The organism is Exiguobacterium sp. s183, from assembly GCF_018617655.1.
Lineage (GTDB): Bacteria > Bacillota > Bacilli > Exiguobacteriales > Exiguobacteriaceae > Exiguobacterium > Exiguobacterium aestuarii_A.
This window is the reverse complement of the sequence record NZ_JACSKN010000001.1, coordinates 699,873-725,794: the sequence shown is the minus strand read 5'-3', so window position 1 is coordinate 725,794 and position 25,922 is coordinate 699,873. Positions and strand designations below refer to the sequence as shown.

At 46.2% G+C, this 25,922-nt stretch carries 29 protein-coding genes; 19 read left to right on the top strand and 10 right to left on the bottom strand.

Going from position 1 to position 25,922, the window contains the following annotated elements; all coding sequences use genetic code 11:
• Positions 1–80: 80 nt before the first annotated feature.
• The 7 genes from KNP62_RS03920 to KNP62_RS03890 all read left to right on the top strand — a co-directional run bounded on the left by KNP62_RS03920 (position 81) and on the right by KNP62_RS03890 (position 6,925).
• On the top strand, positions 81–995 hold the full coding sequence (locus KNP62_RS03920; RefSeq protein ID WP_214783422.1) for an alpha/beta hydrolase: 915 nt from the start codon (positions 81–83) through the stop codon (positions 993–995).
• A gap of 135 nt (positions 996–1,130) precedes the next feature.
• A complete protein-coding gene (locus tag KNP62_RS03915; RefSeq protein WP_214692149.1) occupies positions 1,131–1,874 on the top strand; it encodes a DeoR/GlpR family DNA-binding transcription regulator in 744 nt (247 codons plus the stop codon).
• A complete protein-coding gene (gene pfkB / locus KNP62_RS03910; protein WP_214783419.1) occupies positions 1,871–2,800 on the top strand; it encodes a 1-phosphofructokinase in 930 nt (309 codons plus the stop codon). The genes KNP62_RS03915 and pfkB overlap by 4 nt, the downstream gene beginning before the upstream one ends.
• Positions 2,797–4,704 carry a PTS fructose transporter subunit IIABC gene (locus tag KNP62_RS03905; protein ID WP_214783416.1) on the top strand — a complete coding sequence of 636 codons (1,908 nt, stop codon included), beginning with the start codon at positions 2,797–2,799 and terminating at the stop codon, positions 4,702–4,704. The genes pfkB and KNP62_RS03905 overlap by 4 nt, the downstream gene beginning before the upstream one ends.
• Before the next feature lie 141 nt (positions 4,705–4,845).
• Entirely contained in the window at positions 4,846–5,367 is a 522-nt protein-coding gene (locus KNP62_RS03900) for a GNAT family N-acetyltransferase (protein WP_214692154.1), read from the top strand.
• 157 nt (positions 5,368–5,524) lie between these two features.
• Entirely contained in the window at positions 5,525–6,262 is a 738-nt protein-coding gene (pyrH, locus tag KNP62_RS03895) for a UMP kinase (RefSeq protein ID WP_251125568.1), read from the top strand.
• 9 nt (positions 6,263–6,271) lie between these two features.
• Positions 6,272–6,925, top strand: coding sequence for an alpha/beta family hydrolase (locus KNP62_RS03890; protein ID WP_214783410.1), 654 nt, complete (start codon positions 6,272–6,274; stop codon positions 6,923–6,925).
• A gap of 336 nt (positions 6,926–7,261) precedes the next feature.
• Here the strand turns inward: KNP62_RS03890 and KNP62_RS03885 are convergent, their stop codons facing one another.
• Positions 7,262–7,897: a peroxiredoxin-like family protein gene (locus tag KNP62_RS03885; protein ID WP_214783407.1), complete on the bottom strand. Its 636-nt coding sequence runs from the start codon at positions 7,895–7,897 to the stop codon at positions 7,262–7,264.
• A 240-nt stretch (positions 7,898–8,137) separates the two neighbouring features.
• Here KNP62_RS03885 and KNP62_RS03880 point away from each other — a divergent pair, with 240 nt between their 5' ends.
• Entirely contained in the window at positions 8,138–10,111 is a 1,974-nt protein-coding gene (locus tag KNP62_RS03880; RefSeq protein ID WP_214783404.1) for a methyl-accepting chemotaxis protein, read from the top strand.
• A 37-nt stretch (positions 10,112–10,148) separates the two neighbouring features.
• Here the strand turns inward: KNP62_RS03880 and cls are convergent, their stop codons facing one another.
• Entirely contained in the window at positions 10,149–11,606 is a 1,458-nt protein-coding gene (cls, locus tag KNP62_RS03875; protein ID WP_214783401.1) for a cardiolipin synthase, read from the bottom strand.
• A 91-nt stretch (positions 11,607–11,697) separates the two neighbouring features.
• Here cls and KNP62_RS03870 point away from each other — a divergent pair, with 91 nt between their 5' ends.
• The 4 genes from KNP62_RS03870 to KNP62_RS03855 all read left to right on the top strand — a co-directional run bounded on the left by KNP62_RS03870 (position 11,698) and on the right by KNP62_RS03855 (position 15,000).
• A complete protein-coding gene (locus KNP62_RS03870; protein ID WP_214783398.1) occupies positions 11,698–12,132 on the top strand; it encodes an OsmC family protein in 435 nt (144 codons plus the stop codon).
• 74 nt (positions 12,133–12,206) lie between these two features.
• On the top strand, positions 12,207–12,695 hold the full coding sequence (locus KNP62_RS03865) for a GNAT family N-acetyltransferase (protein ID WP_074034518.1): 489 nt from the start codon (positions 12,207–12,209) through the stop codon (positions 12,693–12,695).
• A gap of 55 nt (positions 12,696–12,750) precedes the next feature.
• Positions 12,751–13,746 carry a Gfo/Idh/MocA family oxidoreductase gene (locus tag KNP62_RS03860; RefSeq protein ID WP_214783395.1) on the top strand — a complete coding sequence of 332 codons (996 nt, stop codon included), beginning with the start codon at positions 12,751–12,753 and terminating at the stop codon, positions 13,744–13,746.
• Positions 13,747–13,959: 213 nt separating this feature from the next.
• On the top strand, positions 13,960–15,000 hold the full coding sequence (locus tag KNP62_RS03855; RefSeq protein WP_214783393.1) for a lipid II:glycine glycyltransferase FemX: 1,041 nt from the start codon (positions 13,960–13,962) through the stop codon (positions 14,998–15,000).
• Positions 15,001–15,046: 46 nt separating this feature from the next.
• Here the strand turns inward: KNP62_RS03855 and KNP62_RS03850 are convergent, their stop codons facing one another.
• Positions 15,047–16,081: a PTS sugar transporter subunit IIC gene (locus tag KNP62_RS03850; RefSeq protein ID WP_214745183.1), complete on the bottom strand. Its 1,035-nt coding sequence runs from the start codon at positions 16,079–16,081 to the stop codon at positions 15,047–15,049.
• Positions 16,082–16,345: 264 nt separating this feature from the next.
• On the opposite strand from KNP62_RS03850, the gene KNP62_RS03845 reads away from it, so the two are divergent.
• Together KNP62_RS03845 and KNP62_RS15650 are read left to right on the top strand one after the other, a co-directional pair.
• The gene (locus KNP62_RS03845; protein ID WP_214783390.1) at positions 16,346–19,009 is read left to right on the top strand and encodes a cation-transporting P-type ATPase; all 2,664 of its coding nucleotides are present in this window, start codon (positions 16,346–16,348) and stop codon (positions 19,007–19,009) included.
• A gap of 60 nt (positions 19,010–19,069) precedes the next feature.
• The gene (locus tag KNP62_RS15650; protein ID WP_256441151.1) at positions 19,070–19,198 is read left to right on the top strand and encodes a hypothetical protein; all 129 of its coding nucleotides are present in this window, start codon (positions 19,070–19,072) and stop codon (positions 19,196–19,198) included.
• 63 nt (positions 19,199–19,261) lie between these two features.
• Here KNP62_RS15650 and KNP62_RS03840 read toward each other — a convergent pair whose 3' ends face one another.
• From KNP62_RS03840 to KNP62_RS03830, 3 genes are all read right to left on the bottom strand, one after another.
• Positions 19,262–19,534, bottom strand: a complete 273-nt coding sequence (locus tag KNP62_RS03840) for a hypothetical protein (protein ID WP_214783387.1) — start codon at positions 19,532–19,534, stop codon at positions 19,262–19,264.
• A 65-nt stretch (positions 19,535–19,599) separates the two neighbouring features.
• Positions 19,600–20,241 (bottom strand): hypothetical protein, encoded by a 642-nt coding sequence (locus tag KNP62_RS03835; protein WP_214783384.1) that lies wholly within the window; start codon positions 20,239–20,241, stop codon positions 19,600–19,602.
• Positions 20,242–20,329: 88 nt separating this feature from the next.
• Positions 20,330–20,686, bottom strand: a complete 357-nt coding sequence (locus KNP62_RS03830) for a PilZ domain-containing protein (protein WP_214692194.1) — start codon at positions 20,684–20,686, stop codon at positions 20,330–20,332.
• A 147-nt stretch (positions 20,687–20,833) separates the two neighbouring features.
• Here KNP62_RS03830 and KNP62_RS03825 point away from each other — a divergent pair, with 147 nt between their 5' ends.
• On the top strand, positions 20,834–21,082 hold the full coding sequence (locus KNP62_RS03825) for a hypothetical protein (protein ID WP_214692196.1): 249 nt from the start codon (positions 20,834–20,836) through the stop codon (positions 21,080–21,082).
• A 38-nt stretch (positions 21,083–21,120) separates the two neighbouring features.
• Here the strand turns inward: KNP62_RS03825 and KNP62_RS03820 are convergent, their stop codons facing one another.
• From KNP62_RS03820 to KNP62_RS03810, 3 genes are all read right to left on the bottom strand, one after another.
• On the bottom strand, positions 21,121–21,816 hold the full coding sequence (locus KNP62_RS03820; RefSeq protein ID WP_214783381.1) for a queuosine precursor transporter: 696 nt from the start codon (positions 21,814–21,816) through the stop codon (positions 21,121–21,123).
• A gap of 122 nt (positions 21,817–21,938) precedes the next feature.
• A complete protein-coding gene (locus KNP62_RS03815) occupies positions 21,939–22,496 on the bottom strand; it encodes a hypothetical protein (protein WP_214783378.1) in 558 nt (185 codons plus the stop codon).
• 353 nt (positions 22,497–22,849) lie between these two features.
• Positions 22,850–23,653, bottom strand: a complete 804-nt coding sequence (locus KNP62_RS03810) for a hypothetical protein (protein WP_214783375.1) — start codon at positions 23,651–23,653, stop codon at positions 22,850–22,852.
• 226 nt (positions 23,654–23,879) lie between these two features.
• On the opposite strand from KNP62_RS03810, the gene KNP62_RS03805 reads away from it, so the two are divergent.
• Positions 23,880–24,077 carry a hypothetical protein gene (locus KNP62_RS03805; protein WP_214783372.1) on the top strand — a complete coding sequence of 66 codons (198 nt, stop codon included), beginning with the start codon at positions 23,880–23,882 and terminating at the stop codon, positions 24,075–24,077.
• 7 nt (positions 24,078–24,084) lie between these two features.
• On the opposite strand, the gene KNP62_RS03800 is transcribed toward KNP62_RS03805, so the two are convergent.
• Positions 24,085–24,531 (bottom strand): helix-turn-helix domain-containing protein, encoded by a 447-nt coding sequence (locus KNP62_RS03800; RefSeq protein ID WP_214783370.1) that lies wholly within the window; start codon positions 24,529–24,531, stop codon positions 24,085–24,087.
• Positions 24,532–24,656: 125 nt separating this feature from the next.
• Here KNP62_RS03800 and KNP62_RS03795 point away from each other — a divergent pair, with 125 nt between their 5' ends.
• Genes KNP62_RS03795 through KNP62_RS03785 form a run of 3 tightly spaced genes read left to right on the top strand, consistent with a single transcriptional unit; the run spans position 24,657 to position 25,914 of the window.
• On the top strand, positions 24,657–24,905 hold the full coding sequence (locus KNP62_RS03795) for a helix-turn-helix transcriptional regulator (RefSeq protein WP_214783367.1): 249 nt from the start codon (positions 24,657–24,659) through the stop codon (positions 24,903–24,905).
• A gap of 12 nt (positions 24,906–24,917) precedes the next feature.
• Positions 24,918–25,670 carry a Rha family transcriptional regulator gene (locus KNP62_RS03790; RefSeq protein WP_214783365.1) on the top strand — a complete coding sequence of 251 codons (753 nt, stop codon included), beginning with the start codon at positions 24,918–24,920 and terminating at the stop codon, positions 25,668–25,670.
• Positions 25,671–25,692: 22 nt separating this feature from the next.
• Positions 25,693–25,914 carry a hypothetical protein gene (locus KNP62_RS03785; RefSeq protein ID WP_214783364.1) on the top strand — a complete coding sequence of 74 codons (222 nt, stop codon included), beginning with the start codon at positions 25,693–25,695 and terminating at the stop codon, positions 25,912–25,914.
• Positions 25,915–25,922: the final 8 nt, after the last annotated feature.

Here is a 25,922-nt window from a genome sequence, read left to right as displayed (position 1 = left end):
GGTTAGTTAAGAAACGGCACAGGCGACGACATATTTTTTTGGTCGTTCGTTTCGGGTATGATAGAAGTGGAGGCGATACGATGAAACAAGAGATGACGATTACGACAGCATATGGAACGATTGCAGGGACTTTTCTTTCGCATGAGGAGCCTCGGGCGACCATTGTCATGTTGAGCGGAAGCGGACCAAGTGACCGTGACGGGAATATGGGTGGCGTCGGCTTTAATACGTACGGAAAATTAGCTGAGGCGCTATACGATCATGGCTATAACGTCTTTCGGTATGACAAACAAGGAATCGGGAAGTCGGATGGTGACTTCAATAAGGTCGGGTTACATGATTTGATTAACGATGCGATTCTAGTCGTGCGGACGATTCTACAACTCGCAGATGTGAATCATCTCTATATACTCGGTCATAGTGAAGGGGCAGTCCTTGCGCCAGCTGTACAATTGGAGACGAAATCCGATGGACTCATTTTATTGTCAGGGTTCCATGAGTCATCGAAACAGATGTTTTTATATCAGGCAGACGCCTTAGCAAAGGACGTCGAACGTGTCAAAGGATTAAAAGGCATGTTTTACCGGGTGACAGGGGTGGCGAAAAAGGTAAGACAGCGGCAGGATGACTTGCTCGAGCGGTCTTTACGCACGAACGTCTCCGCTTTTAAATACAGAGGACAAGTCGTGAACGCAAAATGGATTCGCGAACATGCCTCGTATGACGTACGGGAGCGATTAGAACATGTCACCGTTCCGGTCCTTGCGATTACAGGGGGACGTGACGTACAAGTCCCACCGGAGCACGTCCATATGATTCGGACAAAAGGGGAGGTTACGTCCTCTATCATCGATGACATGAATCACCTACTCGTGAAGCGAGATTCACCGCATTCTCTTCTGACGCTTCATAAAGAATACCGCGAGGCGATTGATGAACCAATTCATCCAAAACTCGTGCAAGAAGTGGTGGAATGGTTAAGAAAACAGTCATAAACATAAAAAACGGTCATTTTATGACCGTTTTTTATGTTATAATTGTGACAGATTGAATGTATGTGAATGTTTTTGAATGATTTTAGTTGTTTTTATAATGAAAACGCTTTATATTAGACGTATGGAGGGAACAAGATGTTAACGAAACAACGACATCAGTTGATATTACAACGCTTATCTGAGCAGAAAGTCGTCAAATTGAAAGAGTTGGTTGATTTGACGGATTCATCCGAGTCGACGATTCGTCGTGATTTGACGGACCTCGAAGCGGAAGGATATCTGGCAAGGGTGCACGGGGGAGCGACACTCATCGCGACTCCTGACGAAGAACCGACATTTGAAGAGAAACGAGATCGTTTCGTTGATGAAAAAGTTGCGATTGCACGGAAGGCCGCAACATTCATTGAAGATGGGATGTCGATCTATTTAGATGCCGGGACAACGACTCAAGCGATGGTACCGTTTTTAGAAGGAAAGAACATTGTCGTCGTCACGAATAGTCTACCGATAGCGAATGAATTATTTGATCTTGATATTAAGACGTTTGTGATAGGCGGAGAATTGAAACGGTCGACTCAAGCGCTCGTCGGATACAATGCACGCGAGAGCATGATGAATTATCGAGTTGACCTCGCTTTCCTCGGAATGAACGGAATCGACCTTGACGCAGGCTACACGACACCGGACCCAGAAGAAGCGCTTGTCAAAAAGACGGCAATTGAATTGGCACAGACGTCATACGTGCTCGCGGACGCATCGAAAATCGGGAAACGAACGTTCAGCCGAGTCGCTACGTTAGACGCTGCGCAATTGATCACATCAAGCGATGCATCAATGAGTTCCATCCAAACAATAACAAAGGTGGTGAATGCGAAATGATTTACACGTTAACACTCAACCCTTCTATTGATTACTATGTGACATTACCAGAAGTAAATTTAGGAGAAGTGAACCGAATCGAAGAAACGACCGAACGTGCAGGTGGAAAAGGGATCAACGTTTCGATTGTGCTTCGAGAATATGAAAAAGAAACGAAAGCTCTTGGCTTTATCGGTGGAACGACAGGTGACTTCATCAATAAGTCGCTCGTCGACCATGGCGTACACACGGATTTTGTTGAAGTGAACGGAAATACCCGAATCAACGTCAAGATTCGTGCAAAAGAAGAGACCGAATTGAACGCGAGCGGACCGAACATCACGGATGGTGAACTTGAACAATTGAAAGCGAAGTTCGACCAAGTCGATGAAGGTGACATCGTCGTTCTTGCGGGAAGTATCCCAAGCAATTTACCGGACTCATTGTACCGGACGATCGCTGAATCGATTCGCGAAAAGGGTGCCGACTTCGTCGTCGATACGACGAAAGACGCCATGCTTGAAGTCCTTTCGCTCGAACCGTTGATGATTAAACCGAACCATCACGAGTTAGGCGAATTGTTCGACACAGAAATCGAGACGTTTGAGGACGCGCTTCCTTATGCGGAGCAGCTCGTCGAACGTGGCGCGAAAAACGTCATCATTTCGTTTGCAGGAGATGGAGCACTACTCGTCAACAAGGACGGCGCGGTCACGGCGAACACACCGGTCGGTAAACTCGTCAACTCAGTCGGTGCCGGAGACTCACTCGTTGCCGGATTTGTCGCAAACGTCAAAGAAAAAGGCGAACAGGAGGCGTTCCGCTACGCTGTCACAACAGGTAGTGCGTCCGCATATACGTTTGGTCTTTGTTCAAAAGAAGATATTGATCGATTGATCGATCAAGTACAACTCACACCACTTAAACGAATGGAGGAAACAACATGAAAATCACGGACTTGCTTCAACGCGATACGATTCAATTGAATCTTCGTGCTAGCTCTAAGCGTGAGGTCATCGAAGAACTCGTCGATGTCCTCGACCGTGCCGGCAAACTATCTGACCGCGATGGATATCGTGACGCCATCTTAAAACGTGAAAGCGAGAGCACGACTGGACTCGGAGAAGGGATTGCCATCCCTCACGCGAAAACGAGTGCTGTCCAAACACCAGCAATCGCCTTCGGACGCTCAGAAGGAGTCGATTACGAAGCGTTGGACGGTCAACCAAGCCGACTCTTCTTCATGATTGCGGCAGGGGAGAACGCGAATAACGAACACCTTGAAACGCTCTCTAAATTATCGGTTTACTTGATGGACCCAGCATTCCAAGAGCGCCTCTATGCAGCGACTTCTGAAAGCGATGTCATCCGTGCCATCGAGGAGAAGGAAGCGGCTGAAGAGAAGCCGGAAGTCGTCAAACCGACGAACGAAGATGCTCCGTTCATCTTAGCGGTCACGGCTTGTCCGACAGGAATCGCCCATACGTATATGGCGGCGGACAGCTTGAAACAAAAAGCGGAAGCGATGGGTGTCGATATTAAAGTCGAAACGAACGGTTCTACTGGAGTGAAGAACGAGCTTACACGGGCAGACATTGATCGTGCGACAGCCATCATCGTCGCAGCGGATAAAGCCGTGGAAATGGATCGCTTCGCTGGAAAACGCGTCATCGAAGTACCGGTCGCACAAGGAATCCGGAAACCGGAAGAACTCATCAATCGTGCCGTCAATCAAGACGCGCCGGTATATGAAGCTTCCAAAACGTCTGGCGCACCGAAAGAACAACGTACAGGTGTCTATAAGCACTTGATGAGCGGTGTATCTGCGATGCTACCACTTGTCGTTGCAGGTGGTCTCTTGATCGCAATCAGTTTCTTCTGGGGCATCAACTCTGCTAACCCGGATGATCCATCTTACAATGAATTCGCAGCACAGTTGATGACAATCGGTGGAGCTGCATTCGGCTTCCTCGTTCCGATTCTTGCAGGTTTCATCGCGATGTCGATTGCTGATCGACCAGGTCTCGCACCAGGTCTCGTCGCAGGGGTACTCGCAAGCCAAGGGAACGCCGGATTCCTCGGTGGTCTCATTGCCGGTTTCTTGGCAGGTTACGTTGTCCTCTTCTTGAAAAAGGCACTCGCGAAATTGCCTGCTTCGCTTGAAGGAATCAAGCCAGTTCTTTTGTATCCGTTACTCGGATCGTTTATCTCAGGTATGATTATGTTGCTTGTCGTCAATGAACCGATTGCAGCACTTATGACATGGTTGATGGATACGTTGAACAGCATGAGTGGAGCGAATGCGATCCTTCTCGGTGTCATCGTCGGAGGAATGATGGCAGTCGATATGGGTGGTCCAATCAACAAGACAGCATACGTGTTCGGTACGGCAGCTCTCACAGCAGGAAACCAAGAAGTCATGGCAGCCGTCATGGCGGGTGGAATGGTACCACCAATCCTTGTCGCACTTGCATCAACCGTATTTGCTCGTCAGAAATTCTCGAAACAAGAGCGTGAAGCTGGTAAGACTGCTTACATCATGGGAGCTTCATTCATCACCGAAGCGGCCATTCCGTTCGCTGCTGCTGACCCGATTCGCGTCCTACCATCTGCCATCCTCGGTTCTGCAATCGCAGGTGGATTGTCAGCATTCTTCGCGATTCAATTACCGGCCCCGCATGGTGGAATCTTCGTCTTCCCACTTCTTGAAGGTGCTGGAAATGTCGCGATGAGTATGGGACTCTATGCCGTTGCCATCTTGACAGGTGCCCTCGTCGGTGCATTGCTCCTTTCATTCTTGAAGAAGCCGTTGACAACATCTACACCAGTGCAATCAAAAGAAGTCGCATAAACCGAAAGAGCCGTTGCCTCAGTAGAGGTGGCGGCTCTTTTTTTGTAGCAGAAGAACGATGAAAATTCACATAATCTCGGATTGCAAGTTGGGGATTTGTGGTAAACTATTTGTAAAGCTTCGGGTTAGGAGGGGGTCACATTGGACATTCGAGTCGCCAAACCAGATGATGTGTATGGGATTGCGAGAGTGCGTGTGAACGGATGGCGTACGACCTATCGGGGGATCGTTCCGACTGAGTATTTATTGAAAGTTTCGTCCGGTTCTATCGAATGGGCAGAACGATTGCGGACAGCGCTTCGTCGGCAGGAAGTCGCCGGCTTTGTGGCGATCGTGGATGATGAGATTGTGGGCTTCGTCCTCTACGGAGAAGAGCGTACGGGTGAGTATCCAGACCATACGAACGAAGTGTATGCCATTTATATTTTGGAAAATCATCAAGGGAACGGAATCGGGTCCGCTCTCCTTGAACATGCCGTCCAATCGATGTGCGAGGCGGGACTTTTGATTTGGGCGCTTGAGATGAACCCATTTCGCACATTTTATGAGCGGAAACAAGGGCAGGTCATCGACCAAAAGGATCGGGAATTTGGTGAATTGTTACTCCGTGAAGTGGCGTACGGTTGGGAAACGACCCGTCATGATTCGATTATGGGTGCCTAAGCTTAGTGACTGTAGGAATGTTCTACGGTCTTTTTTTGTTTTAGGACATTGGACATAATTCAAAATCCTAAATATATTCTTTCAAATCGTTGTCTATCCGCAATAACTTTTCTATACTGAATTGAACAAAAAATTCCAAATGAAGGGTTGGGGAAAGATGGAACATCGGAAAATCTGTATCAAGATAAGTGGAGCCGCTCTGGCTGGTGATGGAACGGATAATTTTGACGAAATGAGCCTCAGCCTGATTGCAGAAGAAATATTGTCACTCGCAAATAGCGGGGTTGAAGTGTGTGTCATGGTCGGCGGGGGAAATCTCTTCCGAGGGAATCAAGCAGAAACGTGGGGGATCAATCGAGTGGAAGCTGACAGCATCGGGACGCTCGGGACAGTCATGAATTCATTGATGCTGCGTGGTATCTTGAAACGAGATACCAATCGAGAGGTACGCGTCATGACTTCGATTCCAATGCCAAGTGTAGCCGAGCCATACATTCAACTTCGGGCCATCAATCACTTGAAAAAAGGGTACGTCGTCATTTTCGCAGGCGGTAACGGTCAACCGTTCGTCTCTTCAGACTACCCGGCTGTTCAGCGTGCCATCGAAGTGGGGTGCGATGCCTTGTTTGTGGCCAAGAACGGTGTCTCCGGCGTATTTGACCGAGACCCTCGGTTGGATTCGGAGGCGCGTCAATACGAAACCCTACACTATAACGACGTCATCGCACATGATTTGAAAGTGATGGATCAATCGGCATTACTTCTCGCTAGAGACCACGGTTTGCCGATTCACTTGTTCGACTTCAAGGAACGGAACGCCATTCATCGGATTCTCCAAGGAGAGACCATTGGAACGATGATTCATCACCATGACACGCAACTTTTGCAGAATTGAGGGGACGATATGCATGAAGTAACAGATGGTCAAGTCGTGGGGACAAACGGAATACCTGTCTCGTATTCGTTCCTGCAACCTGATTCGTCATCCGACACGCTCGTGATGTTGTTGCCGGGATACGGATATACGAATGATTCCCCGATGTTTCGCTATACGACAGCGTTATGTTTAGAGAATGGATTGAACGTTCTTGAAATCAACTACAATTATCGGGATGAGCGGTATGATTCAGTCGATGTATCAGTGGCGATTGTTGACGATGTTCGTCTCGTCATCGACCAAGTGCTACAATCCCATTCTATTAATGAATACATAATCGTCGGGAAATCGCTCGGTACGATGACGATGGCAAGTGAGCTTACCCGAAACGTGTTTCATGATGCCAAACTGGTTTGGTTGACACCGTTGTTGAAACAAGACGACATATACGAAGCGATCCTGTCCCATAAAGGTAAACAGCTCGTGGTAACGGGAACGGCGGACCAACATTATGTAGATGAGAGAATGAAGCGTCTTGAACATCTGGCCTTGACCGAACTCGAGATTGTCAAAGAGATGAATCATAGTCTCGAGTACACCGGAGAGACATACCGGTCACTACGGTTACTTGAAACACTTCTCAAGCGCGTGGAGCAATTTATTATTTCCTCAAGGTATTGAACCTGTGGGGAGTTTCATGGGGAGATTGCAATCATATGTGGCGTGGCGTTTACCTACTTATTTTCCTCTTTTAAATGATTCGAAGTATGTATCGGGCTTTCGGCCGTCGTGGCTTCAGAAAAAAACAAATGGCCGCCATAGCAGGCGGCCATTTGTGTGACTCGTCCCACGGCGCCCCGACTCCTACAGGAACGCAATCCGCCGGAGACCCAGCAACGACTTAGTTGCGGTGCGGCTCTAGGATTGCCTGTGGAAAGCGTGGGTGCCGGAAGGACGAGTTCGAACATGTTATTTGTCAACAAGCTGAGGGAGATGACGCGTGTCATCTCCCTTTTTTTACAATGTTTCAATAACCGTTTTCGGGTCGACTCGTTCTGTATAGTCAGCGGGCACATCACTGAATGAAATCATACCATCCGGTTGGATGATGAATGTCGCTGGCTTCGGAAGTTGCCAGTCCTCATTGCCGTTATGTGCATCGACGCGAAGACCAGATGCCTCATAAATCTCAATCAAATAATCCGGCATATCAAAGACGAGATCGAATTGGCGTGCGACTTGATTGTCCACGTCGCTCAACACGTAAAAATCGAGCTCATTTTTCTCTTTCGTAGATAGTGAGTAATCCGGAGTCTCCGGGCTGATTGCCACGAGTGTGGCGCCCTTTTCCTCAATTTGTGCCAATTCTCGCTGATACGCTCGGAGTTCGAGGTTACAGTATGGGCACCATCCACCGCGGTAAAACGTGACGATGACAGGTCCTTTTTCAAGGAGTGTTTTCAAACCGACTTCTGTCCCATCCGCATGAGGCAATTCAAACAGCGGAGCTTGATCCCCGACTGCTAAACCGGCAGCCACCCCTGATTCTTTCAATTCTTGTGTCGCCTGCGCCATCAAACGTTGTTTTTCGGCCGGCGCTTTTTGCTTGAATTGATCTTTATACGCTTTGATTTCTTCCAATAATGTGTTCATGTTTTTACCCCCTTTTCCGATATGTTAACTGAATACATTTTAGATTACGAATATAATGATTTGTCGTTATGTTCTGAATAAAGTGAAACTTTATTTCAGCTTCCGAAAAATAATTTTCGAATAATTCAATCAATGATTAACATCTATTTTTCCTAACCGATATTGTAAGTAACCCAAGGAGGATTCGGTACCCCATACCGATGCTTCTTGAACATTCTATTCGGGGTAAGGAGATGTTTTATGAAACAGAAGCGTACCATCAGCATCAAACAAAAATTAATTGTCTTATCAGTTCTATTACTACTCATTCCAGCAACATTGATCGGGGTCGTCGCTTATACGCAGGCGAAACAAAAAATCGAGTCACAAATGATCCAGTCTGCCAATTCGGGGGTAGACCGGATGAATAATGAAGTAACGAATTTGATTGCTCCGATTCAGACGGACATTTCATTCTTCTCCAATCGGATTGATGCATCCATCTATGAAGAAGGTGAAGACAATCAAGCGTTAGCAGAAAAGTTCACGGAATACTTAGACACACACCCTAAAGTGACAAATATTTATTTTGCCTCAGCGGAAGGTACGATGACGATTTATCCTGAGCAAGAATTGCCGGAAGGGTACGATCCACGGACTCGTCCTTGGTATGAGGCGGCAGAAGCGAGTGGTCAAGACGTCGCCATCACGAATCCATACGTAGACGCCGCTTCTCAAAAAATGATGATCACGGTCTCTAAAAAGACGGCAGATGGTCGCGGGGTCGTGGCGGTTGATGTGGACGTGAATGATATTGCAGAAGTCGCAAAGAATATTCAAATCGGTGAAGAAGGATATGTGGCCATCTTCGATGAGGCCCAACAAGTCGTCATTCATCCATCGATTGCTGTCGGAGAGAAATCAGAAGAGTCATCGATGGAATCTGTTTTTGCAACAGATGAGGGAATCCTGTCCGCTGAAGAGAATGGAGAGGGTGTCGAAAAAGCGTTCGTGACGAACCCGCTCACAGGGTGGAAAATCACAGGGACCCTGTACGATGGTGAAATTCAAGACGAGACTGTCGGCATCCTTTGGACGACCGTGTTCGTCATTATCGGTATGTTCGGTGTGGCGGCTATTCTTCTATATTTTGTTCTCCGCTCAATCTTACGCCCGTTACGCTTATTAACCGAGGGGGCAGAACGGATCAAGTCCGGCGATTTGACTGAACCGATCTCCGTCTTATCGAACGATGAGATTGGTCGCGTTTCAGAGAGTTTCAATGAGATGAGTGCCTCACTGCGAATGGTATTACTTCGTCTAGACGATTCAATTAGTCAAGTCGCAGCATCTTCGCAGGAATTGATGGCGAACTCCGCACATAATTCCGCTTCTTCAGAACAGATTGCTCGTGCGGTCGACCAGATGGCGGTCAGTGCCGATGGTTCAAAACGTCAACTTGATGACAACGCGACGTCACTCCAGGCCATCACATCCGGAATCATGCGCATCTCAGAGAGCTCGATGGACGTGTCTGAACTATCACGTGAGACGTCAAATGAAGCAGAAGATGGGTCGATGACCGTCCGAGAGAACGTTAAACAGATGCAGGCAATCGATGCATCGGTCGTCACGTTTGAAGGTGTCATCCAATCGTTGGCACATCGTTCAAGTGAGATTGGAGAAATCGTCTCGGTCATCAACGGGATTGCAGAACAGACGAACCTGCTCGCTTTGAACGCAGCGATTGAAGCGGCACGTGCTGGTGAGAACGGGAAAGGGTTCGCCGTCGTGGCGAGCGAGGTTCGAAAGCTTGCCGAGCAGTCCCAACAGTCGACGAAACAAATTGCAGCATTGATTGACCGCATCAAACAGGAGACAGAGCAATCCGTCCACTTGATGCAAGAAGTGTCCACTCACACGAAAGCCGGTCTCATTTCTTCAGAAATGACGGCAGATCGATTTGAGAAAATCAAAGAGCGAACGGTCGCGATGACACCGCGAATCGAAGATGTGACGGCAACAGTCGAGGAGATTGCGGCAAACGTCCAAGAAGTAGCGGCGACCGCATCCCAAATTGCTGACATCGCCGACGAGAACTCAAGTGTCTCCAAACAAGTCGCAGCAACGACAGACGACCAGTTGAAATCGATTGAAGAAGTGTCACAATCGGCGAAGGCACTCGCGACGATGGCAGAAGAATTACAAGACCTCGTCTCACGATTCAAACTATAAAATGAAAAAGAAGCAGAGCGGCGCTCTGCTTCTTTCGTTATAAAATCGGGCTTAGGAGTCGTGAGACACCCTCCCGAGCACGTACTGTCCATTTCCGCTTTTCATAGTCTTCCATCGTATACGTCCGACTGACCGCCGTGTCTGTTTCAAATAAAGAAACAAGTTCGAGGGCGACGCGTTCGTCGTAAATGACTGCGTTCACTTCAAAGTTGAGACGGAAACTTCGGGCATCCAAATTCGTCGTTCCGACCGTCGCAATCTCCTCATCGACGACAAGCGTCTTCGCGTGGAGGAAGCCTTCATCATACAGATAGACGTTTGCCCCATAATCAAGCAACTCTCCAAGGAAGGAGAGCGATGCCCACATGACGAACGGGTGGTCCGGTTTTCCGGGAATCATGATGTCCATCTGAACGCCGGAGTTGAGTGCCATTTTACATGCATCCATAAAACTCGTGTCGGGTATGAAATAAGGGGTTTGGATGACGACCCGTCGTTTCGCTGACATGATCATTTTAATCATCATATTTTTTAAATGTTCGGTATCCGAGTTTGGACCGCTCGTGACGATTTGCATGGGCGAATTGTCTTTAATCTCATGTCTCGCGAAGCAGAACGTATTCTCCGGGTCATGCTTGCGGTGACCTGAGTAATTCCAGTCCAGGATGAAGCGGTGTTGGAGATTGTAGACGACGTCTCCTTCGACGCGTAAATGGGTATCGCGCCAATATCCGAACTTCTCGACGAGTCCGAGGTATTCGGTCCCGACATTAAAGCCACCGACATAGCCGATCTTTCCATCGATGATGACGACTTTTCGGTGATTGCGGTTGTTCAACTTGAAATTGATCATCCCGAGTGTCGGTGGGAAGAAAACACGTACTTCTCCATCGTTCGCAATTAATTCTTTGAAGTCTGAGTTCCGGAGACTACGAGAACCGACCGCGTCGTAAAGAAGCCGAACTTTGACACCCGCTTTCGCTCGTTCAATCAATTCCTTTAAGAGTGCTTGTCCGAGAGCATCACGCTGGATGATATAGTACTGAATATTGATTTCGGTTTCAGCGGAGCGGATGTCATCCATCAACGCCTTAAACTTTTGTTCGCCGTCATGTAAGATGAGGGAACGGTTATGTACACTGATCAATGATTTTGAAGAGCGCAAGTTCATTTGAAGCAGTTGGTCATACTTTTCGAACAGTGGTTGCGCAAGTTGCGTCTGACGTGTGTGGATCTGTTCGAGCTGTGCTTCTACTTGTAGCGCATGAAACGAGCGTTCTTCCACACTCAAATTATAAAAATTATCCTTTTTGAGTTGTCGCCCGAGGAACAGGTAAATGATAAACCCGAGCACCGGTAAGAAAAATAGGACGAGCAACCAGGCCCAAGTCGCGCCGACGTCACGTCTTTCGGCAAAAATGACGGCGAGTGCGAACAGTAAGTTTAATCCGAGGACGATATATAGCCCCCAACTGAAAAGAACGGACCAATCCAACGACATACACCCCTTAAAAATCGATTTGTAGCTTAATCATACAATAAATGTGGGAATAGGTTGCTATCAAATGAAATAGGGGGAGAAGACAATGAACATGGAAGTCGTATGGAAGCAAGGCATGGCGTTTGAGACGCATACGCCATCGGGGCACACGGTGACACTTGATGCGTCCGAGGACGTAGGCGGTCTCGACACGGGACCTCGTCCGACGGAGATGTTACTTCACGCCACCGCATCTTGCACGGGGATCGATATCGTCTCCATTTTGCATAAGATGCGTCAACCGTTAGAATCGTTCGAAATGAAGATTGATGGGGTTCGGGCAATCGATCATCCGAAACGCTTTACAGCCATTCACATCTTGTATATTCTGAAAGGCGACATGTCAGAAGAGCGAGTGCGACGTGCGATTGAACTATCTGTTGAACGCTATTGTTCTGTTTCACATAGTCTCAACGCGACTTTATCCTACAGCTATCAATTAAACGATGGCGAGGTCACACCGTTCGAACTTCAACAGTGAGCAAGATGGTTGAAAGGCAATGTGTTCTCCGTTATATTTGTATTTCAAATACTGTATAACTAAAGGAGGACGTTATGATTCGACTCGCGACGAAGCGCGATGCCAACAACATCGCGAACCTAATCGAACAACGAGCCGTAGCGCTAAATGAACAAGGAAGCGACCAATGGACCGAATATTTGGAACAGGACCTCGTAGAGCGTGTGCGCACTGACATTGCAGAAGGCAGTGTATATGTCTTTGAAGATGACCAACAAATTTTAGCCTCAATCGCCTTGTTGCCCCCGGACGACTGGGATGACAACTTATGGGATGACAGTGAGCGTGGACAATATATCCATCGAATCGTCGTCAGCGAAAAGCTGAAAGGTCGTGGCGTCGGTCAGCAGCTCATGGAGCACGTACTAGAGGAAGCCGATGAGGATGAACCAATTCGTCTAGATTGTGTCGCTGACAATGAATTTCTAAATAGTTATTATCCACGTTTTGGTTTCGTCTTTGTCGATTCACGAAACGGGTACAATACGTTCGAATACAGATTAGATGAGAGCATGAGTGCATAAGGGTCTTTGGACCCTTTTTTTGATACAATGATAAAAGCGAAAAGGAGGAGTTTTCATGATTCAAACTATTTTGGTAGGGTTTGGCTTTTCGGCGAATACATTCCATCTGCCGTTTTTAAAGGCGATTGACACTTTTGAAGTGAGCGGCGTTGTGTCATCACGTCCGAATGAAGTAAAGGCTGAATTACCGGATGCCACGGTGTATGCGACATTAGACGAGGCACTTCAAACGGATGCTTCTTTATATGTCATTACGACACCATCGCATTTACATAAAGAGATGATTGTTGCCTGCCTCAAAGCTGGGAAAGATGTGTTGGTTGAAAAACCAGCGTTCCTGACAACTGAGGAAGGAATTGAGTTGATGGAACTTGAAGCGAAGTCGGAAGGCATCGTCAACGTTTATCAAAACCGTCGTTATGACGGTGATTTCTTAACAATTCAGTCATTGCTCGACTCAAATGTGTTAGGGGAGTGGAAAATAATTGAATCCCGATTTGATCGTTTCCGACCGAATGTACGCGACCGTTGGCGTGAAAATGCAGGTCCGGGATCAGGGATTTTGTTTGACTTAGGAAGTCATCTCATCGATCAGACGCTCGCCTTGTTCGGGAAACCTGACAAGATTCAAGCGGATGTGATGATTCAACGAGAGGGTGGACAGTCTGACGACGGATTCTATGTGACATTTTATTATGGAGAGAAGCGAGTTTATCTACGCTCGAATCCATTCATCGCTGGCGAAACTCCCCGATTCGAAGTCCATGGAACGAAAGGTAGCTTCGTGAAGTTCGGGCTCGATCCTCAGGAAGAGGCACTGAAGCATGGGAAGTTGGCGAGTGACGTGTTAGAGACTGGGATCTTGTCGACAGATGAGGTCGAAACGATTCAAGTCGAGAAAGGTGACTATTTGATGTATTATCATCAGTTAGCCGAAAGTGATCAGACACGGCAACCTGTCGTTTCATTGAAGGATGCGACACTCACGACGCAAATGATCGAACTCGCTCGACAATCGTCCGAGACGGGTCAAGTGATGTCAGTAGATTGATGTCCTTAAGACTTCTATAAGAACGAATTCTCCTAAGTGCGAGTTCGTTCTTTTTGAATAAAAACGTAAAAAGAAATCACGATATTTATTTCGTGAATTACTTTAAACGGATATTGATTGTTAACAACAAAAAGTTAAATTCTTCACTGGTGTGCTCATCCTTTAATGGGAAAAGTGGTTATGGAAATCACTTACTGAAAAGGGGATGAGATGATGGAATTCAAAATCATCAAAGACCAAATGGAATGGGAAAAATGGTTGGATCTAACAACATGCGATGCGTATGATCATTTTGATTATGTCAAAGTGAATTGTGAATCGAACGACTCACCAGAGCTGTTTCTTGCCGTCACGTCAAAAGGGATGCTTGTATATCCATATATCCGTCGCCGAATCAATGAAAAATATGATGACCTTGTGACAGCTTATGGATATGGTGGTCCGTTTCGTGTTGGGAAGTTCACAGATGATGAAGTGAAAGTCGCAAGGCAACATTTCATTAAACGCAAGGAGAACGAGAAAACGGTGACCGAAACGATTCGTTATCATCCATTAAGAATTGATGAGATCATTATGGAAACATTCGGGAGAGCAATTCCAGTACGACAGACCGTCCATGTCAAACTAGATGAACCGTATGAATATCTGGCTGAGCGATTTCATAAAATGACGAAACGTAACGTGAAACGAGCCATCCGTGAACAGTTGACTGTCGTGCGTGGTGACGCTTCAGACATTCACACATTTATGCATCTTTATGAGGCGACCATGAATCGTCGTGATGCAATTGAAGACTATTATTATACCGATTCTTATTTCACTCAGTTACTGACGAGCGAATCCTTTGAAGCGGAATTTCTATTTGCTGTGTTTGAAAACACCGTGGTTGCAGGAGTTCTGGTATTGTACGGAGATGAGGGAGCCAATTATCACCTTGGAGGGTCTCTTAAGGAATACTTACCTCTCCGTCCTAACCATTTCCTATTCAGTGAAATGATTCGCCGGGCGGGTGAAAAGGGTAAACTCCATCTTCATCTCGGAGGAGGGGCGACCGGGCAGGATGCACTCTATGACTTTAAAATGAGTTTTTCCGGAGATGAGCCGCTTCCTTACTACATTGGTCAATTTGTATTAAACGATCAGGTTTATCAGCAATTAAATACAAAGCACATTCAATTGCATGGATTATCTAATTACTTCCCAATCTACCGGACACCTGTAAGGTTGGACACCACACTCCCGAAAGCAAAATAAAAAATCGATGCCGCCGAACGAATTGTTCAAGCGTGCATCGATTTTTTTATGCGGCATCTTCTTCTGTTGATTCAACTTTTTCCGTATGACGGACAATCGGGAAGTTTTTAAAGAGTCGACTTCCAATCAATCCGAATCCGATTCCGAGGATGAATAAAACAACAGCTGTCAGTGTGACGGTCTGCCAGTCGTTGAAGCCATACATGACGAGTAGACCAGGAATACCCGCAGCCGACCCGGGGGCATCATTGATCATACCGGTCATCGCTACAATCAATCCTGCGATTGCACCCCCTACAAAGTTCACACTATAGATTGGGATTGGATTCGCCGAGATGAGGTCGGCCTGTGTCAACGGTTCAATGGCTACAGAAAGCTGGTCTTTTTTCGTACCGATTTTCAGTTGACGGAACAACAGGTAGTTCATCGAAATGGATGCAGTCAACGCGAGAGCGGCAATCGCCATCGGCACACCGGTCAATCCAAGCATCGCCGTCAAAGCCATGGAGCTGAGAGGTGACGTCGACACGACCGTGACGATTCCACCGAGAACGAGTCCCATGACGACCGGGTTTTGCGTCGCGGCGAGTTCGATGACTGCACCGATTTGTGCAAGTGTATTTGAAACCAGTGGGTCCACGCCAGTAGCGACGAGACGTGCGAGCGGTGCCATCACGATGACGTAGAAAATCATATCGACACCTGTCGGAAGATAGCGATTGATTCGTGTGCCAGCCAGAGCCAAGATGTATCCTGCGAAAAATCCAGGAAGGATCCCGAAACCAGACACGGATAAACCGATCATTAAACTATAAACGGGATTGATTCCGAGTGCGATGGCAACGAGTGCCGCGGCAGCAGGACCAGATAATGAACCGGCTGCCTGCCCGACTTCTTCATATAAAGGGAGTGGCAGTAATCCGCCGATGGCATAAGCGTTGAATGCTTCGACGAGGAAGCTTGCGATTGCCGCACCTGCCAATGCGCCCATCGCTTTCATTCCGAATGGCGCCTTGTAACTGAAAAGTGTGAACAAGGCGAGGATGAGCAGTAAAAGTGCAATTCCTTGAATAATGACCATAAACTCTTCCTTCTTTCTATCTATCTGTATTCATTCATAATTTCTTCTATATTCAATGATTGAAAGGCTTCTGTAAAGCCATTTTCATCAGAAAAATCAAAATTGATTCATGATACCGTTTACATGAAGAAATAAAGAATCATGGGAGCGTTTTCTTTGAAAAATGACATCAATTATACAAGTTTGGACGTGTCGAGCCGCATCAGATTGGGAACAGATAGGGGATAGATGTTTTCATAAAGTATTGGTCGAGGAGGAAAGAACATGCAGAACGAAAACAGGGAATGGCATGCGCTTGAAGTAGACGAGGTTCAGTCCCACGTGGAGACTGATGTAGAATCTGGTCTCTCGAAGCAAACGGTCACCAATCGTCAGGAGGAGTTCGGAAAGAACGTCCTACCTGAAAAGGAGAAGACGCCTGAAATCATAAAATTTCTAAGACAATTTAATGACATTCTCGTATACGTCCTTTTGGGAGCGGCAGTTGTCACCGGTTTTCTTGGTGAATACATCGATACGATTGTAATCGTCCTTGTTGTCACAATTATCGGTGTCGTCGGCTATCTCCAAGAGAATAAAGCGGAAGAGGCATTAGAAGGAATTAAAAAATTATTGGAAACGAAAGCGACCGTCATTCGGGACGGCAAACAATCCGAGATTGATTCAAGTGATTTAGTAGTCGGAGATGTACTCGTGCTTGCTGCCGGAGATAAAGTACCCGCCGACGCAAGGGTTATTCAAGCAGAAAAATTTAAAGTGGAAGAATCCGCATTGACCGGTGAGGCCACAACGGTCGAGAAAAAACCAGACGTCGTCAAAGAAGAGGCCGTGCTCGCAGATCGAAAAAACATGGTCTATTCAGGAACGAGTGTGGCAACTGGAAGTGCGAAAGCTATTGTGACGGCAATCGGAGAAGGTACGGAACTTGGTCAAATCAATGCGTCCATTTCAGAAGTACAAACCGTGAAGACGCCACTGATTCGTCAGACGACGAAGTTTGGACAGACGGTCTCCATCGCCATCCTAATTATCTCTGTCATTATTTATGCATTCGGTTATTTCTTACGAGATTATGAACCAGTCGAACTTATGTTAACGACGATTGGTCTAGCAGTCGCAGCCATTCCAGAAGGATTACCAGCTGTCATCTCGATTATCTTGGCGCTCGGGGTTCGGAATATGGCTGAGCAAAAAGCTATTGTTCGAAGTCTGCCATCGGTTGAAACGTTAGGCGCAGTCTCGGTCATCTGTACCGATAAGACCGGAACGTTGACGAAAAACGAGATGACCGTCAAACAAATCGTGACGGCGAAACATGACATCGAGGTGTCAGGTAGCGGGTATGCACCAAACGGAGACTTAGAATTGAACGGTCAACCGTTTGACTTGGATGATGATGAGTCAATGATTGATCTATTGACTGTTGGGAAGACATGTAACGATGCACAGTTGAACGAAGAAGATGGGAATTGGATCATCAATGGGGACCCGACTGAGGCGTGTTTATTAACTGTCGCTGAGAAAGCGGAGCGCCCGATTGAACGTCTTAAAGTCATCTCTAAAATCCCTTTTGACTCAGAGTATAAATACATGGCGACGCTCGTTGAGTATAAAGGCGAGCGCATGATCTTCGTCAAAGGGGCTCCGGATCGCTTGTTTGATATGGCAACAACAGACGGATTCAAGGAAGAGTATTGGGATGAAAAACGAAAAGAGATTGCCGACCGCGGTCAGCGCGTCCTCGGTGCCGGATTAAAACGTGTCGACAGTTCAAAACAATCGATTGATCATGAGGACGTTGAAGATGGTCTGACTTTCCTCGGTTTGTTTGGTATCGTCGATCCGCCACGTCAAGAGGCGATTGACGCAGTCGCCGCGTGTCGTGATGCTGGAATCCGAATTAAAATGATCACTGGTGACCATAAGGATACGGCTGTCGCCATCGCAAAAGAACTCGGTATGGAAGTGGAAGGGGCGCTCGAGGGTCGAGAGCTGACAGACATGTCTGATGAGGAAATTAAAGAAGCGTCTATTCACAATGACGTATTCGCCCGAACGAGTCCGAATGATAAACTTCGTCTCGTGAAAGGGTTACAAGAGAATGGATTGATCACCTCGATGACCGGAGACGGTGTGAACGACGCACCTGCCTTAAAACGTGCCGATATCGGGGTCGCAATGGGGATCAAAGGGACGGAAGTCGCAAAAGAAGCCTCTCAAATGGTTCTTGTCGATGATAACTTCAAAACCATCTATAACGCCGTCCGTGAAGGTCGACGTGTCTATGACAACTTGAAGAAAACGATTCTCTTCCTACTCCCTACGAACGGTGGACAGGCGTTACTCGTAGCAATGAGTATTTTACTCGGGGCAGCAGCTCCACTCAGCCCAGTTCAAATCTTATGGGTCAACATGGTCGTCGCGATTACGCTTTCATTGGCGATTGCCTTTGAACCACTTGAAGAGAGTACGATGAAGCGTCCTCCACGACCGGCGAACGTTCCACTTCTCAGTCGCTATTACATCTTCCGTGTCACGTTCGTGTCGATATTAATCGGGGGAGGTAGTTTATGGATCAACTACATGCTCGGAGATTTCGATTACTCGACCGAGAAATTACAGACCATTACTTTAAATGCGATTGTCATGGCACAGTTGTTCCACTTATATAACTGTCGCACTGAGTTAGTTCCGGCGTTCAATCGTCGTTTCTTCGACAATAAAATCGCGTTCCTCGTATCTGGACTGCTCATCGCCCTACAATTGTTCATCACGTATGTTCCGTTCATGCATACGCTATTCGGGACCGCTCCACTTACGTGGGAAGATTGGATTTATCCAGTGGCATTTGGAGCCGTCGTATTTATCATCGTAGAGATTGAAAAAGCCATCTCAAGACGAGTGATTGGGAATCAAAATATACACTAATGTGTTTCATGACGGAAGAAAACGGATAAACAAATGGAGTAACGATGAAGGAGGGATACGATGAAACGAGACGAATCACAACCAGGGGTACATCCAGATCCAATTCCGGATGATGAATCAAACCCGGCACAAAAACCGGCTCCGACCCAACACCCTGATCCAGATCCCGATGAAGAATCGGATGAATAAAGGGATTAACTTGTAAGATAAAACCTCCTCGTCGATTAGACAAGGAGGTTTTTCGTGTCGAGCTTACTTTTTCGTTTTTGAGGAACGGCTGTTTTGTAGACGGTTGAATTTCTTCTCATCCGTATGCTCCGTGATGACAAAGTCACCGACAGGGCATTCCCACTTTCCGTTTGCGACAACACATTCACGCAACGTCACTTGATCATCATACAGATCAAGCTCTAGCGTTTCTTTTAAAAATTGATCTACTTTTGGATTTGGCACTTTTACATATTCATTCAAGACAAGTTCTTCATTCTTAACAGTCACATAAGAGGTGACTTGAAAATAGCGCATGCGATAATCTCCTTTAATTACAAAACTACTAACTAGTATAACGGTTCATGAGTCAAAAAGGGATATCAATGTTTCATCTCGGCCCGCTCACGTTTTGGTGGTGCCTCGTTAAACGGTTTTTGATGCCGGATCATGAGCCAGAAGATCAAACCAAACAGGGGAATGTATGGAAGAGGCCAAAGGCTCATCTTATACCGTTTCGCATCGCGATTCATTAACGTGATCTGAATAAATGCCAATAAAAAGAAATCGACCGTCATCGTTCGAACGAACTGATTTTTCTCCACATACGACCAATATTCTGCTACATCCCCTGTATTTGCGGCGGCGATAAACAATCCGATTGTCACCAGCAACAATACGACACCAAGGATACGTGTTGGAAGCGGTTTAACGGGAGTTGGATAAGGAGATTGTCTCGCGAAAGCCAAATAGGGGGCGAGTAAGAAGCCTCCTACGAAGAAACTACTGATTGCCGCAAACAGCGGATTTGGCTTCAATTGGTTCACTTCTGACCAAAGCAGCGGGAATATGGCTAATGGAAATACACCTAGAATACTGAATAAGGAAAGAGAATAACCTTCGTAAGCATCTGTATTATACATCACAAAATCGAGCAAGAATCGACCGTCAAACGGTACGTTCGGACCGAAAATGGCCAATGCGATGGCCACAGCCCATGGAATCAATAAAAATTTTCTTGTCATACAAACACCTCGCCCAATGATTTTCATACTGTTAGTATACCCTCTTTTAGAAACACGAAAAAATGAGAAGATGCGATGGCGCATGTTCTCATTTATTTTCACGTGCATACATTTTAATCATCGTGACAAGTTGTTGCGTTTCTTCCATTTTGGCATCAAGCAAAATACCATAATCGTATAATGAACCTAATTGACTGCGATGTCTGACATGTCCAATCAACTCAATAGGTTGAAGAGTCGGAACGAGATCGAGGACGAAGTGGACCTGCAAATCATCGGATAGTGGGAAAAGATAATCGGATCGCAATTTCAGTCCATGTGAACTCACATTCAATAGAAGTCCTTCTCCATCATAAAGTTCCTTCTCTTCCCAAACGAGTCGATAAGGGATCGTGCGGGGATTCGGTAGAATATAGCGAAAAGTTTCCTGTCTGCGATAACGCATCAATTCACCCCATTTCTATACTCCCTATATCGGACATTTTCAATTCGAAATGAAGTGGAAATGTGTATAATTTTTCGATAAGCTCGCTTTACAAATGTGAAAACGCTTTCTATAATAGGTGTACGATTTAAATAGGGAGGAGATCAGATGAATGTACATGATTTACTCCGACGTTACTCGATTCAAACACCAGTCATCTATGAAAAAAAACGTAACGGGGAGTGGGTTAAACTCGAGCGTTTACCTGCCTATACCATTCTTGAAGTCGAAACGAACGATCAAACGATCGAAGCGGTCGCCATTGATGCGTTCAAGGCGATCACTGTCTGTCGAGAGTCGGCGTCGATTGAAGAAGCCCGTCCGTATGCTGTGCGTATCCAGATTGAACGACCATAAGAAAAGCCGTAACTTCGACAGTGAAGTTACGGCTTATTTTATGCAGCGTCTTGTTCGGTTTCATCTTGAGGATTCGTGCGTTTTGCATAGTACATGAACGGTGTTGCCATCCAAGCAATCACAAATTTCGCAACGTACGTCGTAATGAAGATGTTCCACCAGATGTCCCAATCCATTCCCCAGAAAGCGATGATACAGAAAGTGAACGTATCAATTAACTGTGAGAGCACGGTAGAACCTGTCGTTCTGAGCCAAAGTTTTTTCTCGCCCGTTTTGGCGCGAATCTTCGAGTAGACGAAGACGTCAAACAATTGAGAGACGAGGTAAGCAGAAAGGCTACCAAGTGTGATCAACGGAAGCATCGAGAAGAGTGCCTCAAAACTTTCGTGCATGAAGAGCGCTTCTTCGAACGGTTCATACAAGAGGGCATACTGCATGAGTACCGTCGAAACGATCAAAATGAAGAACCCGAGCCATACCCCTTTTCGAGCCGCAGCTCGTCCGTGTTTTTCGTTCAAAATATCAGTTGCTAAATAAAGCGAACCGTAGACGATGTTACCGAGCGTAAAAATGTATCCGCCAATTACAATCTGTTGTGTAACTTGAATATTTGCGACAACTGAAGCCATCGCAATCCAAGCATATAATCCCACCCGTCCGAACAATTTGTAACTGAGGACGAGAAGACCGAGTGTAAGGATGGCAGAAGGAATCCATAACCATTCGTTTAGCATGAATCATGCTCCTTCCTCTAACTATTAAATGATTTCAACTTTTCAAGTTTATAGAGGAACGGAAATGATGTCAAGGTGAGGTACACTCAGGCTGATCTATGATCCATGTGACACGAACGGAGTCAGACACCGCTCAGTTCGATGTTCAAACCTTTTACAATACCACGTGCACTGCCGAGCATGTCTGCTTGTTCTCTCCATGTCAATTGGTGCTTCGTTTCTTTGAAGTGATTGATCACGTCCTGCGAATAGGTTAATGACCGAAGAACGGAATCGATTTCAACATGTTGAATATGGTCGATATCAAATTCTTTTAAGTGTTCAAGACCCACTCGCAATTCTTCGATGTTAGTAAAGGTTTGATCCAAACGATTTTGTAGGTTAATGGATTCAGTCGAGTCAGGTTTCTCGCAAGTGTTTTGGCAAGCCCAAAGACTTTCTGATCCCTCGGCGAATGCAGCGAGCACATCGCTACTTTCGGATCGTAAATATCCCCAGAAAATATCAATTTCTTTTTGAGTTGGTTCGCCTTTGAAAAATAGAGTGAATTCTTCGACGGTTTCTTCTGATGTTTTTGTGGTGTTTTCTGTAACTGGTTCAGGTTTTGAGTCCTGATCAGAACTAGGCGAACAAGCTGCCAAAAAAATTACGACTGTGCCTATCCCAAGTGCTCGTTTCATCGAAACCCTCCTGTAAAAGATATGGTAATCCAAATTGTACCATTGATTGTCGTCAGAATGTTCATCAAAACGATATTAGATTGATAAGTATAAAAAAGCACTTCCTGTCATAAACAGGAAGTGCTCTGAACCGCTTCGTTGAGCGATATTATTGATGCCTCCGACGAGAATCGAACTCGTGCTGCAGCATTACCATTTCTAATTTGGATGTTAGTGGAAGTATGTTCGTGCATGGTATGGCGTGGTTGAGCCATTCTGCGAATCGTTATTGTAAGTTATTGGTGTTTAAAAATGTGAATTCGCCTGTGCATGGGCGGTAAGTGTGCACAATGCTGTGCACAAAATACATACAGTTATTGAGCCGTGGGAACCGTGTATACGTTCGTCATATACATCTTTTCCATCAACCGCACCGCTTCGTCTACCGTGTCCCAACCATCTTCCCATGACTGCCAATCGGTTTTCGTCATGATGACCGAAATAAATTCGTTCATAATCTTCATATCTCGTACGAGTTCGTCACGGGCACCGAAGTCGATGTTTGGAGAACTGCCTTCTGGGATCTCGCTCAATCCGAGCGCGAAGTCGTAAAGTCGATGGTCGAGTTCAAAGACTTCTGCGTTCATCGCTTCGAGTTGTAGTCCCCAATCATCACCAGGGACGTCAGGACACACTTTTCCACACATACGACTCATGGCAGCAACGTCTTGCATCGTGGTCACACCGCTCTCGAGTGTCAATCCGATTGCTGTGAAATAGTCCGCTTCAGCTTGCGTGCTATCAAAGGCATATGCTGGGGGTTCCGCTTCGGTCGTTTCCGCAACTTCCGATGATTCTTCTTCAATAGTAGATTCTTCACTAACAACTTCATCTACTGTGTCGGTTTCTTCTACCGCTTTAGCATCTTCTTCAGATTCCACTCGCGTTTCGGTCTTGATTTCTTCTGACTCTGGATCATCCGTCGGAACGGCCATCGAGATGAGGGTGAGGACACCGGCGATACCGACGATCTGCCCACTTACTCGACGCATCCGTAACAGACGTCGTGTGCTCCGCTCACCCTTTTGCTCATCCTTCCGTATTTCATAGCGTGCGGCGACATGGAACATAAGGGCGAACATCGCCACGGCAATCCCGATATTGGTCAATATATTCATAAGGCAATCCCCTTTCAATTTCTCGCATCCATTGTACCATCTACACTACATATACCCATCTTTGTTAAATAAAGTTTCAATTCGACACGATTATCAGAAAACTGTCGAACAATATTTTACAGGGTGACCCAAAATTATGGTTGAATATATAAGTGCGTTGTATCATACTAGAGTCACAAGTTGCGAACGCTAGTTCGTAAAAAACAGGACGAAAGAAGGAATTTGGATGGTAGAAATCTCGGATAGCGCCAATACGTCAAACAACTCAGTCGATATGAAGCAACTGAAGAACTTTACCCGCCACAACGAGAAGGAAGAAACGCTCCTTTCTGTTGATTTCACCTTAGACCAAGCGCTCGACCCCAGACGCTGGGACGAGGTTCAAATAAAAAAACTATTCGTCTCCACGAAAAAAAGGGCCTGAGCCCTTTTTATTTTTGTTCCATTTCTTTCAATAGATGCTTCTTCACTTGATAATCGATAAAGTTCTGAATCTGGATGAACTCTTCTCGCGTCAATCGGCTCAACTCTTCGTCTGTGAATCGCATTGATCGTAAGAATTGAATCTCCGCATTCGTGAACTTTGATACCTCGTCGTAAACAGACTCCTCTGGATCATTAACCTCACCCAATAAATAGTTTGTCGTGCATTCAAGTGCGGTAGCGATATCCTTCACCATGTCCGCCCGAATACCCCGACTCCCATTCTCGTAATTCGCATATGCCGTCGGCAGCAGATTCAGACGCTCCGCGACTTTCTTTTGCGTCCAGCCTTTTTGTTCACGCCGGGCACGCATGCGATCTCCAATCGTACTCAATTTATACCCACTCCCTCTGTTACCTTCATTATATGTCGTCATGTCTAAGTTGGTAGTCATAAGGTGGTTCCTCCTTATAAATTATACAAAACGTGTAGCCACAACACAAAAAGTTTAAAAAATAACACAAATTGTGTTGACTATTCAATTTGACTAGTTTAAGATGAAATCAAGGAGGTGAGGTAATGAGTTCAAAGTACGATCGCAACGAACTCGCGAGCACCCGCCGTTACTTAGGCATTACCCAGAAATACATGGCTAAGAAACTCGGGCTCAGCGCCACGTTGTACTCACGTATCGAGCAAGGTACACGCGTCATCACAGTCGGGGAAGCGTTGGTCATGGCCGACATCCTCAAGAAGCCAGTAGACGTGCTTTTTTTTGCAGACAAGCAACACGTTTTGACTAAAGCTAGTCAAAATGACTATTTATAAGGAGAGTGTAACATGAACGAATTTAAAACACCAATGTTCCAAGCGATGCACATCGCTGCACAAGTCAAAGAGCAACAGCAGGTAATCGACAGCCGTGACGTGGCGGACATGATTGGGAAGCGTCATGACAACTTGGTTCGTGATATTTCAGAACATATCGAAGTGATTAATCAAACCTCAGAATTGAGTTCTGATGATTACTATATCGAATCGTCGTATCAAGCCGGTACCGGAAAGTCTTACCGTTGCTACCTTCTCACGAAACTTGGTTGCGAGATGATCGCCAACAAACTAACCGGAGAAAAAGGCATCCTGTTCACAGCGTTTTACGTCAAGCACTTCAACCAAATGGAGAAGGCAATCCAAGTGAGCCCAGAGCAATCGCTCGCCATGTTATTCCGTTCACATGCAGATTTAATCGAAGACACGGAAGTGATTAAAGAAGATGTGAAAATGCTCAAAGGTGAGATGCGATTGACTACAAGTGATGAACAAATGTTCTCGGAATTGGCAAATAAGCGCGTCGTCACTTCGTTAGGTGGTAAGAAGGCGCCTGCTTACAAAGATGCCTCGCTCCGTCAAACGGTATACGCGCAATTCTGGAAAGAATTCAAACATTACTTCGAGATTGCCCGCAAAGGTGACTTGCCGCGCGTCAAGCTCCAGGAAGCGAAAGTGTTTATCCGTGAATGGACACCGAACACTGAGAACCGCATGGTCATCAGTAAATTGAACGACCAACTACAACTAGACTTCGAATCTTAATAATGAACTGGAGGAACGGGCTATGAAAACAGAAGAATTGATGAGCCGTGACGAAATCGCAGTACAGACACACGCAGGACCTGTCGTCTTTGTAACGACATTGAATACGGCACTTGGAGACGAAACGAAATTAACCCTGCTTGACGTCAATGACGAATCTGTTCTTTTAGACCACGAAGACATCGATCGTCTTATCAAAGCGTTGACCGCCGCCAAATTGCTAAACGAGATTCACGGCGACTGAAAGGAGTC